This is a genomic window from Acinetobacter sp. BHS4 (genome assembly GCF_018454425.1).
Classification (GTDB): Bacteria; Pseudomonadota; Gammaproteobacteria; order Pseudomonadales; family Moraxellaceae; genus Acinetobacter; species Acinetobacter pittii.
Map to the genome: position 1 here is coordinate 1,232,887 of NZ_CP075323.1, position 15,520 is coordinate 1,248,406.

General features: G+C 39.2%; 12 protein-coding genes. 8 read left to right on the forward strand and 4 right to left on the reverse strand.

Annotation, left to right across the window (positions count from 1 at the left end; translation table 11 throughout):
* Positions 1-22: 22 nt before the first annotated feature.
* Positions 23-571, reverse strand: coding sequence for a tetratricopeptide repeat protein (locus KIP84_RS05850; protein ID WP_002118198.1), 549 nt, complete (start codon positions 569-571; stop codon positions 23-25).
* A 21-nt stretch (positions 572-592) separates the two neighbouring features.
* On the reverse strand, positions 593-2,989 hold the full coding sequence (gene mrcB / locus KIP84_RS05855; RefSeq protein ID WP_005073474.1) for a penicillin-binding protein 1B: 2,397 nt from the start codon (positions 2,987-2,989) through the stop codon (positions 593-595).
* A 185-nt stretch (positions 2,990-3,174) separates the two neighbouring features.
* On the opposite strand from mrcB, the gene KIP84_RS05860 reads away from it, so the two are divergent.
* Both KIP84_RS05860 and KIP84_RS05865 read left to right on the forward strand, forming a co-directional pair.
* Complete coding sequence (locus tag KIP84_RS05860) at positions 3,175-4,083, forward strand: NAD(+) kinase (RefSeq protein WP_005073476.1); 909 nt, start codon at positions 3,175-3,177, stop codon at positions 4,081-4,083.
* Complete coding sequence (locus KIP84_RS05865) at positions 4,080-4,352, forward strand: YeaC family protein (RefSeq protein ID WP_002118245.1); 273 nt, start codon at positions 4,080-4,082, stop codon at positions 4,350-4,352. Before KIP84_RS05860 ends, KIP84_RS05865 begins: the two co-directional genes overlap by 4 nt.
* 201 nt (positions 4,353-4,553) lie before the next feature.
* Here the strand turns inward: KIP84_RS05865 and KIP84_RS05870 are convergent, their stop codons facing one another.
* On the reverse strand, positions 4,554-5,567 hold the full coding sequence (locus KIP84_RS05870) for a glycosyl transferase family protein (RefSeq protein WP_213689505.1): 1,014 nt from the start codon (positions 5,565-5,567) through the stop codon (positions 4,554-4,556).
* A gap of 503 nt (positions 5,568-6,070) precedes the next feature.
* Between KIP84_RS05870 and KIP84_RS05875 the strand changes: the two genes are divergently transcribed.
* Together KIP84_RS05875 and KIP84_RS05880 are read left to right on the forward strand one after the other, a co-directional pair.
* Positions 6,071-7,429, forward strand: coding sequence for a dicarboxylate/amino acid:cation symporter (locus KIP84_RS05875; protein WP_002118145.1), 1,359 nt, complete (start codon positions 6,071-6,073; stop codon positions 7,427-7,429).
* Positions 7,430-7,592: 163 nt separating this feature from the next.
* The gene (locus KIP84_RS05880; protein WP_002118240.1) at positions 7,593-8,738 is read left to right on the forward strand and encodes an acyl-CoA dehydrogenase family protein; all 1,146 of its coding nucleotides are present in this window, start codon (positions 7,593-7,595) and stop codon (positions 8,736-8,738) included.
* Positions 8,739-8,779: 41 nt separating this feature from the next.
* Here the strand turns inward: KIP84_RS05880 and KIP84_RS05885 are convergent, their stop codons facing one another.
* Positions 8,780-9,724 carry an alpha/beta hydrolase-fold protein gene (locus tag KIP84_RS05885; RefSeq protein WP_213689506.1) on the reverse strand — a complete coding sequence of 315 codons (945 nt, stop codon included), beginning with the start codon at positions 9,722-9,724 and terminating at the stop codon, positions 8,780-8,782.
* A 183-nt stretch (positions 9,725-9,907) separates the two neighbouring features.
* Between KIP84_RS05885 and pheA the strand changes: the two genes are divergently transcribed.
* The 4 genes from pheA to KIP84_RS05905 all read left to right on the forward strand — a co-directional run bounded on the left by pheA (position 9,908) and on the right by KIP84_RS05905 (position 15,513).
* Positions 9,908-11,017 (forward strand): prephenate dehydratase, encoded by a 1,110-nt coding sequence (pheA, locus tag KIP84_RS05890; protein WP_002049199.1) that lies wholly within the window; start codon positions 9,908-9,910, stop codon positions 11,015-11,017.
* 107 nt (positions 11,018-11,124) lie between these two features.
* Positions 11,125-13,371, forward strand: a complete 2,247-nt coding sequence (locus tag KIP84_RS05895; RefSeq protein ID WP_182917909.1) for a bifunctional prephenate dehydrogenase/3-phosphoshikimate 1-carboxyvinyltransferase — start codon at positions 11,125-11,127, stop codon at positions 13,369-13,371.
* A 127-nt stretch (positions 13,372-13,498) separates the two neighbouring features.
* A complete protein-coding gene (locus KIP84_RS05900) occupies positions 13,499-13,882 on the forward strand; it encodes a hypothetical protein (RefSeq protein WP_005068294.1) in 384 nt (127 codons plus the stop codon).
* Positions 13,883-14,052: 170 nt separating this feature from the next.
* Positions 14,053-15,513 (forward strand): aminoacyl-histidine dipeptidase, encoded by a 1,461-nt coding sequence (locus tag KIP84_RS05905; protein WP_104074916.1) that lies wholly within the window; start codon positions 14,053-14,055, stop codon positions 15,511-15,513.
* The last annotated feature ends 7 nt before the right edge of the window (positions 15,514-15,520 follow it).

The following is a 15,520-nucleotide window of genomic DNA, read 5'->3' on the forward strand; positions in this document are numbered from 1 at the left end:
GAAAATAAAAAAGCATTAAAAGCTAGAGGGCTTTTAATGCTTGTTGTGCTTCTTGAACAGTTTTTTGATTATTGCGTTGTTGCCCAGCTTTTAAGATGACTAACCATAGCTGCTTTTTCATTGGCTGACTTTGGGCAAAACTCAAACCACGTCTTGCCAAAGACTCAGCATTAGAATATTGCTGTTTATGATTTGCCGTAAGCGCAAGAAATAAATAAGTCTCAGCCGCTTGTGGCGCTAAACGCTGTGCTTGAAGCGCATAGCGCTCAGCCTCTGACCACTGTTGATTTTTATAAGCCTGCTGTGTTTTTTGCATTAAAACTTTAAATGCAGGTAACTGGCTACCATCATCACTAAAATGTTGAGGCTTTTTTTGCTGAGGAACAATCACCTGTAAATTTTTACGTTGAATTTCTGGGTGATCATAAGGCGTAATTTTTACACCTGATGGAGTTTCCGTCTTTTTGACTGGAGGAGTAGGTGTTTTCTCTTTGGAGTCAGAATGATCAGGCAGAGTTGTACAGCCGACCATAAGAACAGCACCAATATAAAAAACACCTTTCTTCAACATATCCTAATTTCCTGTTAACGCTTAGTTGTTATAACTACCACTTGAAATTACTCGTGAGTTGTTTGACAGATCTTGTTCCATCTGGTTTTCACTTTCACGAATATAACTGTCGGTATTATCATCCTGAGAGTCAGGAATTGTGTTATCACTTTGTGGCGTATATGTTGGATCAACTTGATAATAAGGTGCTCCACATGGCGTAGCACGGTGCGGAACCGTATGCGTTAGCATCGGAATATACATAGCACCATCACAAGCTTGAGCAGATAAATCACCCGTTGCACGGTCAATCCACTGCCACTGTACAGTGTCTGGTTGGCGTAGGTTTACAGGCGTTTGACGTAATTGTTTCATCACATTAATCCATACTGGCAATGCACCCGATGAACCTGTTAATCCAGTCACTTTGTTGTCATCTAAACCTAACCACACTACAGCAACGTGGTTACCAGAGTAACCCGCAAACCATGAGTCACGTGTATCGTTAGTCGTACCTGATTTACCCGCCAATTTTAAAGCAGGAGACAAGCTATTATAAGCTGCGCGACCAGTACCCGAAGACATGACCTGTTGTAGACCATAATTCATAATATAGCCAACAGATGGATCAATGGTTTGTTGAACATTCAGGCCATAACGGTCAAGCAGGCGGCCATTCGCATCTACAACAGATCGAATTGCACGAGTCGGATATTTAAAGCCACCTGTAGCAAAGTTCTCATAAATTCCAAGAACCTCCATTGGTGACATATTGACTGCCCCAAGGAAAATAGAAGGGTAGGCAGGAATTGTTGACTCAACGCCAAACTTTCTTAAGTTGTTGGTAAATGTTGATAAACCAAACTCTTGACCCAAGCGCACAGCAGAAAGGTTATATGAATTTGCTAAAGCTTCGCTCAAGCTGACTACACCATGTCCGCCACCACTGTAGTTTTTAGGTGTCCAACTCTTGCCACCATCTACAGGGACACTAATCGGTGCATCTTCAATTTGGGTTGCCCAGTTGTAACGCCCAGATTCAATAGCACTTAAATAAATTACAGGTTTTAATAAAGAACCGACTTGGCGTTTCGCATCTACAGCGCGGTTAAAACCAGTAAAGTCTTGTGTAGAACCAACAGCGGCAACAAGCTCGCCGTTTTCTGGATGTGCAATCAGGACAGCACCCTGTAAGTTTTTCAAACGTGCTGGGTTGCTGTTTGCCAAGCGGTCTACTGAAGCTTTAAAAGCATTTTGAACTTGAGTTTGAGTAATTGGGTCTAGAGTCGTAAAAATACGTAAGCCCTGATTAGTTAAATCACTTTCTTGATATTCTGTGCGTAATTGACGACGCACGATATCTAAAAAGTCAGGGAATTTTGCAGGACCTAAACTTGGTTTATTTAACACATTTAAAGGACGTGCAATTTCATCTTCGTATTCTGCTTGAGTTAAATAACCCATTACACGCATGTTATTTAACACGGTATCGCGGCGTTTTTTTGCACCTTCAGGATTTTTCCAAGGGTTATACAAAGAAGGACCTTGCACTAAACCAACTAAATAAGCTTGCTGTGCAACGCTAAGTTCACGTAACGGTAAACCAAAATAAAATTGAGAAGCCAAACCATAGCCATTAATTGAGTAGCTACCATTTTGGCCTAGATTCACTTCATTTAAGTAGGCTTCTAAAATTTCATCTTTGCTGTAATGCAGCTCAATGAGTAAAGCCATTAATGCTTCATTAACTTTACGTTTTAATGTGCGTTCAGGTGTGAGATAGAAATTTTTAACTAATTGCTGAGTCAGGGTTGAACCACCTTGACGTTTACCACCTGTGATATTACTCACTAATGCACGAGCAGTACCACGAATTGAGATACCGTGATGATGATAGAAATTACGGTCTTCTGTTGAAATTAAAGCTTCAATAAGTGGTTTAGGGACATTATTCAGTTTAATGAGAACACGGTCTTCATTATGTTGAGGGTAAATCCCTCCAATCAGAAGTGGCTCTAGTCGTGCCACCCCCGTTGAAGAAGGTTTTGTACTTCGAACTTCAGCAACCTGATCATTTGCAAAACTTAACTCTAGTACTTGTTCGGGTTCAACACTGTCGCCGTAATCAAAACCACGCGTGTGGATATACATATTGCTACCCTGAGCAACATAGGTTCCAGACTTGTCATAATTACTTGAAGTTTTGTAACCCAAGAGTTTTAATTCTTGAGTGAAATTTGCTTGGGTAATAGGTGCGTTATTATAAATTTCCAAAGGACGTGCAAACACTTTGGCGGGAATATCCCACCGTTGTCCTTCAAATTTTTCACGGATAATATTATCTAAACGAATCAGATAGATACTAAGAGCAATAAAAGCACCAATGACCAAAATGGAAAAAATTAGTGCAAAGAAACCGATACCACGTTCAAACTTCATAAAAATGAGATAAAACCCTAACAATGCCTGTAATGATGCGATAGCTTGTCATCAATTTGCAATGATAAAACTGTGAATAATTGGAAAACTTAGATTGAATTTTACAGCATCTTGTTGTTATGTTTTTTTAAATTAATCAGGTTAATGTTATTATAGCCAAGTATCGCAGCGGAGCTTACTCATTCGTGCAAATTTCACATAAGTCCTTCAGAAACGTCGGGTTAATCGGTCGACCAGATAAATCATCAGTAGTAGAAACACTATGTTTAATTCATGATCATTTGTTGAACCTAGGCTTAAACCCCATTTTTGATCAGGAAACTGCTGAATTAGTGCCTTATGATCATGCACAAATTGTAAGTCGTCATTTATTGGGTGAAGTTGCTGATTTAGTCATAGTTGTTGGAGGCGATGGTTCTTTACTCCACGCTGCTAGAGCTTTAGTTCGCTACAATACGCCTGTTATTGGTATTAACCGCGGGCGGTTAGGTTTTTTAACTGATATCAAACCTTCAGAAGCCATTTTCAAACTTGACCAAGTACTTCAAGGGCATTTCCAGCTTGACCGCCGTTTCTTACTTGAAATGGAAGTAAGAACAAATGGTGAAGTCATTTATGACGCCATTGCTTTAAACGATGTGGTTTTGCACTCGGGTAAATCAGTACACATGATTGACTTCGAACTTAATATTGATGGTCAATATGTTTACCGCCAACATAGTGATGGTTTAATTGTTTCGACTCCAACCGGATCAACGGCTTATGCATTGTCAGGTGGTGGCCCAATTTTACATCCAAGTATGGATGCTATTGCATTAGTTCCAATGCATCCCCATACATTGTCATCACGTCCCATCGTCGTTGGTGGTCAAAGCGAAATTAAAATCGTTATTCGCGAAAATCGGGTATTACCAATGGTGAGTGCAGATGGGCAACATAGTGTCTCGCTCAATGTTGGAGACAGTTTACACATCCGTAAACACCCATTTAAACTAAGTTTATTGCATCCACCAGGTTATGATTTCTATATGGCCTGCCGTACCAAACTTGGTTGGAACCAAGATTTTGAATCTTTTCAAAGAGATGAATCATGAATATTGAACAAATGCTATCTGTTTTAAACCCTGAAATTGTGGAGCGTTTAAAAACAGCAGTAGAAATTGGTAAATGGCCAAACGGCGTTGTTTTAACTAAAGAGCAACGTGAGACTTGTATGCAAGCTGTAATCGCTTGGGAGTTAAAGAACTTACCAGAAGATCAGCGTAGTGGTTATATTGACCGTGGTACAAAAGAAGAAGGTGAAGAGTGTGATGATGATCATCACAAGCATGAACCAGAGTTTAAACCGATTCGTTTTGTTTAAAACTTAATAAGACAGAAAAATTATTTTTGGTTATTCCATACAGCCTTATATAGCATGTTTTTCATAAGTTATAGCATATAGGCTTTTATTACTTTTGAAGGATCAAAAGTAACCAAAAATCCTTTGTATCACTGACGATACTTCCTGTATCGCAGTGATACGGTCGACATCCATGTCGACCTTCACGATAGCATTTGTTAACTACGAATTAAGATTGCTTAAATTTCGTGTATCCCATAACACTTTTGCTTTTTGCATCGCTTCTTCAAAATTAGCAACAACGCCCATGGTATATAGCGCGATTCCAATGGTTTCTGTTACGGCCATTTCTCCATATTCATGGTGCTGCTGACCAAGCCATACTGCTTTAAATGTTGCTAAATCTAATTCTTCTTCAATTGGGCTTCGCTCAGGTGTGAGCTTTGGTAACTCATGTTCATAAAGCTCACCATTTTTAATACCACAAATGAGTGTCTTAGCATCTGGATTTCGTTCAAATTCACCACCTTCACCTTTAATGACGGCACTATTTTGATAGCCTAAGCGTAACGCACTATGTTGATGTGAAGTTCTATAAGCAGGGTGGAATATTGCTTGTAAGGTAGCCTTAGCGTTAAAAGGATTAATTAAACGGGCCAAAGTATGAATAGGCGAACGCAATCCCATGACATTTCTTAGAGATATCAAGTCACTTAAAACTGGTGAAATCACATCTAGTGGTAAGTAAGCGAAATTTTGCTCTGCTAATTGTGCACGAACTTCTTGTTCAGAATGACAAATTTGATAACCAAGATATTCTAAGACTTGCTCTGTATAAACACGGTTAAGCGTGTGACCTGACGCACCATGCATAACAATTTTATGGCCATGCTGGGCAAGCGTAAGGGCGGCTAACAAAAACCATGGATAGTGTTTTCGCTTACCTGCATAAGATGACCAATCTAAATCAACATCTAAAGGCTCAAAATGAAGCTGGTCTTTGGTTGCTTGAACGAAACCCGCGAGTTCTTCAATAGATTCTTCTTTAACCCGAAGCAGCATTAAAAATGCGCCTAGCTGCACATCTAACACTTCGCCTTTTAAAATCATGGTAAATGCTTGATAAGCTTCTTCATAGCTTAAAGAGCGAGATCCGGTTTTCCCCTTACCTAAAATACGGACATATTGAGCAAAGGGATGTTCAGCATCTTTATAGATATTACGTTTAGTATTCATCGTAGTTCAAAACAATAAAAATGATGGGATGTAGGCAGCTCAAAATGAAATGTCCACAAGTATTTAATCAATATGACATAAAAAGCTGCTGAAAAAATATCAAAAGTGTTTCTTATACTAAAGTCTTAAGGCTGCCTGAGTGTTTTTTATGCGTATTAGCTAAAAAATTAATCGAATCGTTATTTAATTCGAGTACACTTTCCCGTGCTTTTTTGAGCACTCATATCATAATTTTATGTGATTCTCCTATATCTTCAGCTTTTTATTGAAAAAGTAAGAGGTTATTTCTAGCTACTCAAAGTGGTTAGAAACTTCAGGTATTCTCCTGTTTTAGAAAACATTGATTTTGTTTTCATTGAGGTAGTAGGAAGGTTTTTTGTTCACAAAAAACCATTTCCCTTTTGCGGTGTTAATGTGAAAGGTTAGGGCTGTGTATTCGTAAAGAATAGACGTTTCATTTTGGTATTTCCAACGGACTTGGAAATATAGATTGAAGTAAAGTTATGGCTAAAAAACCGATTTATAAATCACTTTATTTTCAGGTGATTATTGCGATTATTGCGGGTATCTTGGTAGGACATTTTTCCCCAAGCTCAACGCAAATTGTCAATGGTGTCGAACAGCATATTCCGGGGTTAGGTGAAAAACTCAAGCCATTAGGTGATGCCTTTATTCGTTTGATCAAGATGATCATTGCTCCAGTTATTTTCTGTACCGTGGTAAGCGGTATTGCTGGCATGGAAAGCATGAAGTCAGTCGGAAAAACTGGCGGCGTTGCGTTGTTATACTTTGAAATCGTTTCAACAATTGCACTTCTAATTGGCCTTGTTGTAATTAACATTGCTAAACCGGGTGTAGGGATGAATGTTGACCCTACCACTCTCGATACTTCGGGCATTCAAAAATACGTCAGTTCTGGTGAGTCACAATCTACCATTGATTTCTTAATGCACATCATCCCTGATACGGTGGTTGGTGCATTTGCAAATGGTGAAATCTTACAAGTCCTTCTTTTTGCAATCCTCTTTGGTTTTGCTTTACATAAGTTAGGTGATGCAGGACGTCCAGTTTTAAAATTTATTGATCAAGTTGCACATGTGTTCTTTAACATTGTGAATATGGTCATGAAATTAGCTCCGATTGGTGCATTCGGTGCAATGGCATTTACTATCGGTAAATATGGCGTTGGTTCACTCGTACAATTAGGGCAGCTCATTATCTGCTTCTATATTACGTGCTTACTCTTTATCTTCTTAATTTTGGGTACAATCAGCCGTATTAGCGGATTCAGTATCCTTAAGATGATTCGCCTGATTCGTGAAGAGTTATTAATTGTACTTGGTACATCTTCTTCTGAATCTGTTTTGCCTCGCATGTTACGTAAACTTGAAATTGCAGGTTGTGAAAAATCTGTAGTTGGTTTGGTTATCCCAACAGGTTATTCATTTAACCTTGATGGTACGTCAATTTATTTAACTATGGCTGCAATCTTTATTGCTCAGGCAACAAATACACAGCTTGATATTCAACATCAGATTACTTTGTTGTTGGTACTCTTAATTTCATCTAAGGGTGCTGCGGGTGTAACAGGCTCTGGCTTTATTGTTATGGCTGCAACTTTATCTGCTGTAGGACATATTCCAGTGGCAGGTCTGGCATTGATTTTAGGTATTGACCGTTTCATGTCAGAAGCCCGTGCATTAACTAACCTTGTTGGTAACTCATTAGCAACGATTGTTGTTGCAAAATGGGTCGGTGCTTTAGATAAAGATAAGCTAAATGATGCCTTAAATAATCCAGATGAAGTCGACAGAAAAATGATGGAGCAAAAAACTCCTCAAGTCGCTGAAGGTTTAGATTAATTCAAATAAAACTATATAAAAGAGGAAGCTTGGGCTTCCTTTTTTATTGGCTGACTGAAAAGTACAGTTTTAATGAGCAGCTATGTCATGACAGTAGCTTAAAAAATGATTAGCATGCACAACAATCAGATTAGATAAAACAATAAAGCCGAAGGAAAATATTATGTTGGCATACGATGCAGATTTAGAATTATTCCGTGATAATTTTAAACGTTTTATGAATGAGCATATTGCACCGCAATACGATCAATGGGAACGCGAAGGAATCATGCCTCGCTCTGTCTGGAATCAACTGGGCGAAAATGGCTTTTTATGTGTGGATGTTCCAGAAGAATACGGTGGTTATGGCGTGCCAACCTATTATTCACTAATGTTGGTTGAAGAATCTGCACGTGCTGGATTCTGTGCATTATCAACAGCGATTTCTTGCCACTCTGAAATTGCTGCGCCGTATATTTTGCACATCGGGACAGAAGAGCAAAAACAATATTGGTTGCCGAAAATGGTAACAGGTGAAGTGGTTGGTGCAATTGGTATGACTGAACCTGGAGCGGGTTCGGATTTACAATCAATGCGTACTAGCGCTATTTTGCAAGATGACCATTATTTATTAAATGGCTCAAAAACTTTTATTTCAAATGGACAGCATGCTGATCTTGTTGTGCTTGCAGTAAAAACTGATCCTCAAGCGCGTGCAAAAGGTGTGTCTTTATTATTGGCAGATACTCATCTAGAAGGTTTTAAAAAAGGCACAAATCTAGACAAAATCGGTCTGCATTCTCAAGACACATCTGAGCTATTTTTTGACAATGTTAAAGTTCCTAAAAACCAGTTACTCGGTCAAGCTGGACAAGGCTTTGCTTATTTAATGCAAGAGTTACCACGTGAACGTACCGCTATTGCATCTACCGCAATTGGCGCTATTCGTGGTGCAATTGATTTGGCAACTGCTTATGTAAAAGAGCGTCATGCATTTGGTCAACCTATTTCACAGTTCCAAAATACGCGTTTTGTTTTAGCACAAGCAAAAATTGATGAGCTTGCCACAGCTGCTTTTTACGAGAGAAACGTTGCTCTATATCAAGAAGGTAAACTTGATGTGGAAACTGCTGCAGCGCTTAAAAGCTTCAGCACTGACATGCAAATGAAAGTCGCAGATAACTTGCTGCAACTCTTTGGTGGGTATGGCTATATGACTGAATATCCAATTTCACGTTTCTTTGTAGATGCTCGTATTCAACGTATTTACGGGGGTACAAATGAAATTATGAAAGAAATCGTGGCGCGTGGATTAATTGGCAAAGCTTAATAATAGCTTCAAAAAAGCCTACCTTTGAGTAGGCTTTTTTATTATTTAGCTATTTTTTGAGAAGGGGCATCGAATAAAAATTTACAGCTTTCTATATTTTGACAAGAAGCAAACACAAGGGCTTTAGGTAAGCTCGCATACAAATTTGTAATGTGTTGTTCAGCAGGGTTATAAAAATGCCAATAACTAAATTGGGTTGAACGTTTATTCTCTAAAGCTTTAAAGAAATCTGCTTCATTAAATTTGTTGTTAAGTTGAGTGTGAGGACCACCTTGCTCATGTGTCCCGACTGTGGTCATGAGTAAAGGGAAATGATTTGGTTTCTGACTTTGCCAATGATTTAACTGCTGAAATAACATGCCTTGGTCAAACCAGAGAGAAGGGCTTGCAGCAAAGTAACGCTGAAATGCATCTGGCTTTTGAAAAAAATGATAAAGCACAAATAAACCTCCAAAAGAATGTCCATAAAGACTTTGCTGTTGGCTATTAATCGGAAATTGTTTTGCAATTGTAGGCTTGAGTTCGCGATTTAAAAAAGCAATAAACTGATCAGCACCCCCATATTTATATTTACCTTGTGCTTGAAATTGGGCAGAAGGTTTTGGAGTGTAATCATAAGCACGCTTTTGCACATCAAAGGTTTTTTGCTGAGGGTAGCCAACCGCTACGATCATGAGTGGATCTAGTCCTAATTTGGTAGAACCAGCGCCAATCGACTGAGCAATATTGGCAGCACTTGGAAATGTAGCATTTCCATCTAATATATAAAGTACTGCATACCCATGTTGGGGCGGGGCGACAGGCGGTTTATAAATTTGAATAAGATAATCATGGCCTGTATGTTTAGATTTAATTTGAAATTGAGCCTGATTATTTTGAAAAACGATTTTTGGTTGATTTTGTATAGGCGTTTCAGCCAAAACAGGACAGCTTATTAAAGTACTTAATAGAAAACTATTAGATAAAAGGAAAAATGATTTTTGCATAATGGACGATAATAAAATTTATTATGCAAATGATAAATGAAAATCATTATCAAATAAAGTGATCAAGAAATGTGAGCAAAAAGGTTAATGAAAAAAGCTCTTACAGCTATATTGCCTAACAAATCAAAGCAGACTATTGTTATACTCTCGTTTAAAAGATGATTTTACTGAGGCTGCATTCTAATGATCAACGATGATCAAAACAAAACGACTTCTCTTAGTTTAGAACAAATTCGTGAAGATATTGATAGTGTAGATCAACAGATTCAAGAATTATTAAATCGCCGCGCAAGCCTTGCTGAAGCTGTTGCAAAAGCTAAATTTGCTTCCGAAGAGAATCCTTTGTTTTATCGTCCTGAACGTGAAGCACAAGTTTTACGCAAAGTCATGGAGCGCAACCAAGGTCCTTTGTCTGATGTAACCATGGCGCGTTTGTTCCGTGAAATTATGTCTGCTTGCCTTGCTTTGGAAGCTCCGCAAAGTATTGCTTTCTTAGGACCAGAAGGGACTTTTACTCAATCTGCTGTTCTTAAACATTTTGGTAAAGATGCAGTAGTTCGTCCATTACCAACTATTGATGAAGTGTTCCGTGAAGTAGAAGCGGGTAGTGCACATTATGGTGTAGTCCCAGTTGAAAACTCATCTGAAGGTATTGTGAACCATACTTTAGATTGTTTTAAAACATCGAATTTAAATGTGATTGGTGAAGTTGAATTACGTATTCATCATCAATTCCTAGTGTCTGAAAATACGCGTAAAGACAGTATTAAACAGATTTATGCGCACCAACAAACTTTGGCTCAATGCCGCCAGTGGTTAGACGCTCATTATCCGGGTGTTGAACGTGTTGCCTTAAACTCAAATGCAGAAGCTGCACGTCGTATTCGCAACGAATGGCACTCAGCAGCGATTGCATCAGATATTGCAGCAGGTATGTATAACCTTGAAATCTTGCATAGCAATATTGAAGATAATCCGGAAAATACCACTCGTTTCTTAGTCATTGGCCGTGAAAAAATTCCACAAAGTGGCAATGACAAAACTTCATTATTAATTTCAGCACATGACCGTGCTGGTGCTTTATTAGAAATTTTAGCGCCGTTTGCAAAACATAATATTAGCTTAACAAGTATTGAAACTCGTCCAGCATTACCTGAAAAGTGGGCATATGTATTCTTTATCGATTTGGAAGGCCATATCGATCAAGAGAATGTTGCTGCGGCAATCAATGATATTCGTCCAATGGTAAAAGAGCTTCGTATTTTAGGTTCTTATCCTGCTGCCGTTCTCTAATTAATCATGTTGGAATAATGACATGCATCAAGATGGGCATGTCATTATGCTTAAAAACAAATTGCTCAAAGGTTTAAATCACTTTGAGCAAAAGCAAAGTTGAAGTTATGTCACAACCCCTATTTAAAAAAGTTGCATTTATTGGTTTAGGACTAATCGGGTCGAGTTTGGCACGGGTTATTGTTGCCGAAAAGTTAGCGACAACTATTGTGGCTTCTACACGCTCACAGAAAACTTTAGAAGATGCAAAATCACTTGGCTTAATACAAGAAGGATTTTCTGATCCTGTAGAGGCTGTGAAAGGGGCAGATTTAGTTGTTTTAGCCTTGCCAGTACGTGCGACACAAAAAGTGCTTGAGCAAATTAAGCCTTATTTGTCAGAAAGCACGGTTTTAACAGATGTGGGAAGTACAAAAGGTAATGTTGTTGATGCAGCAAAAGCTGTATTTGGTGAAGATTTACCAGCAGGTTTTGTACCAGGACATCCTATTGCTGGTAGTGAGCATACGGGCGTTCATGCAGGTAAGGTTGATTTATTTGCAAATCACAAAGTTATTTTAACGCCATTACCAACAAGCGCAAAATGGGCAGTTGAGAAACTGATTCAACTTTGGTCAGCTGCTAAGGCTGAAGTTATTTGTATGGATGTTGCCAAGCACGATGAAGTTTTAGCACATACAAGTCACTTACCGCACTTGATGGCATTTAATTTGGTTGAGCAACTTGCAAACCGAGAAGATAACCTTGATATTTTCCGTTATGCAGCAGGTGGTTTCCGTGACTTTTCACGGATTGCAGCTAGTGATCCACAAATGTGGCATGACATTTTCTTTGCCAATAAAACAGCGATATTAAATGCTGTAGATGGCTTTGAAAAGCAACTTACCGTACTTAGAAAACTGATTGAAAACGAAGATTCTCATGCATTAATGGGTTTACTCGGCCATGCTCAGGCAGCACGTCAACATTTCAATCATATGTTAGCCAAAAAACCTTTAATGGAGAAAAATAAGGTGACACAGCAATTCAGTATCTTACCGGGAAATAAGGCATTTAAAGGTAAATTTACCGTACCGGGTGACAAATCTGTGTCACATCGCTCCATTATGTTTGGTGCTATTGCAGAAGGCACTACTCATGTAACTGGCTTCCTTGAGGGTGAAGATGCTTTGGCAACTTTGCAAGCTTTCCGTGATATGGGTGTAAGCATTGAAGGCCCTAAAAATGGTGAAGTGACCATTCATGGGGTAGGCATGCATGGTTTAAAAGCGCCAGCAAGTGCCTTGTATATGGGTAACTCTGGTACAAGCATGCGTTTGCTTTCAGGTATGTTATCTGCACAAAAATTTGATTCAGTAATGACAGGTGATGCATCACTTTCTAAGCGTCCAATGGAGCGTATTGCTAAGCCATTACGTTTAATGGGCGCACAAATCCAGACAACAGGTGAGAAAGGTACACCACCTGTTAGCATTACGGGTAGCCAGCAATTAAAAGGTATTCAATACGACTTGCCAATGGCATCTGCTCAGGTGAAGTCGGGTATTTTACTTGCGGGCCTATGGGCTGAAGGTGAAACTTCGGTAACTGAACCAGAACCAACTCGTGACCACACAGAGCGCATGCTGCGTGCTTTTGGTTATGATGTTAAAACTGAAGGCAACAAGATTTCTCTTGTTGGTGGCGGAAAATTAGTAGGTACTAATATTCAAGTTCCATCTGATATTTCATCTGCTGCTTTCTTTATGGTGGGTGCTGCAATTACAGAAGGTTCCGATGTTGTTCTTGAAGCTGTAGGTATTAATCCAACACGTACAGGCGTAATTGAAATTTTAAAACAGATGGGTGCTGACCTGACTGTTGAAAATGAACGTATTGCCGGTGGCGAGCCTATTGCTGATATTCATATTAAAGGTTCACGTACTCTTAAAGGTATTCATATGCCTGAAGACCAAGTACCTTTAGCAATTGATGAATTCCCCGCTTTATTTATTGCAGCAGCTTGTGCCGAAGGGCAAACAGTATTAACTGGTGCGGCAGAACTTCGTGTGAAAGAGTCTGACCGCATTCAGGTCATGGCTGATGGCTTAAAAATCATGGGTATTGATTGTACGCCAACTGATGATGGCATCATTATCGAAGGCAAAGGTAAATCTGGCGATTGGTCACCAATCTTTGCTGGCGGTGAAATCGAGTCACATCATGACCACCGTATTGCCATGAGTTTTAGTATGGCAGGTCTTCGTAATTCTGGTCCGATTACAATTCATGGTACTGAAACTGTGGCGACAAGCTTCCCGACTTTCACTGAGTTGGCGAATCGTGCAGGCTTAACAATCGAAGTTAGCCAATAACTTTTGACCTAACACATTTTATAATTGCTAACACAATAGCAACGGCAGCAGCGGGCTAAAGGCTTGGCTGCTGTTTGTTTATTGCTTATGCTAAGTGCAGATAATGATAATAGTGTTAGGACAAAGGATGAAAAAATTACAATTTATTGCCAGTTGCCCACAACATGGGGTGCTTGATCATCCACCAAATGAATGCCATATCACTCAAGAATATGTAGCGGCTTTACTGTTTAAGCAATTGGGGCATTATGGTTTTGATGCGCAGCACATTGTGCATGAACATGAAAAGGTAGAAGTCAGTATTGATAATCATCTTTTGCCATTATCGATTACTTGCCAGAAAACAGACCATGAAGGGCATTTGATGTGTGAAATCTCTGCCAATCCAGATGAGGAACAAGACTGGTTTGAGAAAATCGAAACACAAAGCATTATTCGTCAGCTTGCACAGGCAGTTGAAAATAGTTTGAAGGCTGATCATAGCTTTTCAGCATTTGAATGGAAAAACTAAGCGCACGGCTGTTAAGAGTTATTCATGAAGTACGGCTTTTTAGAAAAGTCGTACAATCTCTTTAGATTAAATATAAAAATACAAAATCTTTCCCGAAATCCCTACTTATCTTTAATGCATTGTGTATATTGAAATTATTAAGATATTTACATAATTAGAGTGTGGTTTTCATGACACAAGTTGATATTGCAGCGTTATCTCCTCAAGTGGTTTGGCAGCATTTTCAAACACTTTGCACTATTCCTCGCCCATCGAAGCATGAACAGCAACTTCGTGAGTTTTTAAGAAACTGGGCCGAAAGTCGAAATTTAGAAACTTACGTAGATGAAGTGGGGAATTTGATTATTCGTAAGAATGCGACTCTGGGTAAAGAACATGTGTCTGGTGTTATTCTGCAAGGCCATTTAGATATGGTTACTCAAGCCAATACTGGCACAGTACACGACTTCTTTAAAGACCAGATCCAGCCAGTCCTCGAAGATGGCTGGTTAATTGCTAAAGATACTACTTTAGGTGCTGATAATGGCATTGGGGTAGCATTAGCTTTGGCAGTTTTAGACTCAAATGATATTGCTCATGGGCCAATTGAAGTTCTTCTAACAGTTGATGAAGAAGCAGGGATGAGTGGTGCGCGACTTTTACAGGCAGGTGTACTAAAAGGGAAGTGGCTATTTAATATTGATACAGAAGAGTGGGGCGAGTTGTATCTCGGATGTGCTGGTAGTATTGATGTTGAAGTTGAGCAACCGCTTAATTATGAACCAATTCCTGAAAATTTGAATATTGTTAATATTCAGGTGGCTGGTCTTAAAGGTGGCCACTCTGGCGTAGATATCCATTTAGGACGTGGTAATGCCAACGTTATTCTGGCCCGTTTTTTAAATCAGCATTTAGCGAAGCTTGGTGGACGGCTTGTTGAGTTTATAGGTGGTACAGCTCGTAATGCTTTACCTCGCGAAGCTGTAGCAACCATTGCCATTTCATCTAACCAATTGCCTGAATTAGAACAATTACTCGCTGAATATCAAACAGCATGGAAAAAACAGCTACAAGGTATTGATGACAATCTGCAATTAACTATTCAGCCTAATAGCGCTGAAATGACCGAAGTGATTGCTCAACAGCAGCAAAACGAGTGGTTGCAAGCTTTAGCAACTAGTCCTTATGGCGTTGCAAATATGAGTCAAGCTTTACCAGATGTAGTTGAGACTTCAAATAATATTGGGGTCGTAAAACTAAATCGAGAAGGTGGAAAAGCTGTTTTAATGGTTCGCTCAATGGTGAACCAAGAAGCTCAAGACTTTGCAGAAAAAATTCAAAAACATTTCAGTCAATTTAATATCGGCTCTACACTTACGCCGTTAGTGTCGGGTTGGACACCAAATCCAGATTCGGCTGCTCTAAAGTGCTTACAGCAGGCCTATCAAAATGCATTTAATATTGAGCCAAATCTAAAAGTAATTCATGCAGGCTTAGAGTGTGGAATTATTGCCGAGCATTATCCACATTTACAAATGGTTTCTTTTGGACCGGATATTCAAGGTGCGCATGCACCGGGTGAACGAGTCAAAGTTGATACTGTAGAGAAATGCTGGAAGCTGTTGGTAACAGCTTTAGCATCTGTAGAGTAGTTTTTAC

Excerpts from the sequence above, each read along its gene's own strand:
- KIP84_RS05850 (WP_002118198.1), bottom strand. The coding sequence starts at position 571 with ATGTTGAAGAAAGGTGTTTTTTATATTGGTGCTGTTCTTATGGTCGGC.
- KIP84_RS05895 (WP_182917909.1), top strand. The coding sequence starts at position 11,125 with ATGTCACAACCCCTATTTAAAAAAGTTGCATTTATTGGTTTAGGACTA.
- KIP84_RS05885 (WP_213689506.1), bottom strand. The coding sequence starts at position 9,724 with ATGCAAAAATCATTTTTCCTTTTATCTAATAGTTTTCTATTAAGTACT.
- mrcB (WP_005073474.1), bottom strand. The coding sequence starts at position 2,989 with ATGAAGTTTGAACGTGGTATCGGTTTCTTTGCACTAATTTTTTCCATT.
- KIP84_RS05865 (WP_002118245.1), top strand. The coding sequence starts at position 4,080 with ATGAATATTGAACAAATGCTATCTGTTTTAAACCCTGAAATTGTGGAG.
- KIP84_RS05880 (WP_002118240.1), top strand. The coding sequence starts at position 7,593 with ATGTTGGCATACGATGCAGATTTAGAATTATTCCGTGATAATTTTAAA.
- KIP84_RS05875 (WP_002118145.1), top strand. The coding sequence starts at position 6,071 with ATGGCTAAAAAACCGATTTATAAATCACTTTATTTTCAGGTGATTATT.
- pheA (WP_002049199.1), top strand. The coding sequence starts at position 9,908 with ATGATCAACGATGATCAAAACAAAACGACTTCTCTTAGTTTAGAACAA.
- KIP84_RS05900 (WP_005068294.1), top strand. The coding sequence starts at position 13,499 with ATGAAAAAATTACAATTTATTGCCAGTTGCCCACAACATGGGGTGCTT.
- KIP84_RS05870 (WP_213689505.1), bottom strand. The coding sequence starts at position 5,567 with ATGAATACTAAACGTAATATCTATAAAGATGCTGAACATCCCTTTGCT.
- KIP84_RS05905 (WP_104074916.1), top strand. The coding sequence starts at position 14,053 with ATGACACAAGTTGATATTGCAGCGTTATCTCCTCAAGTGGTTTGGCAG.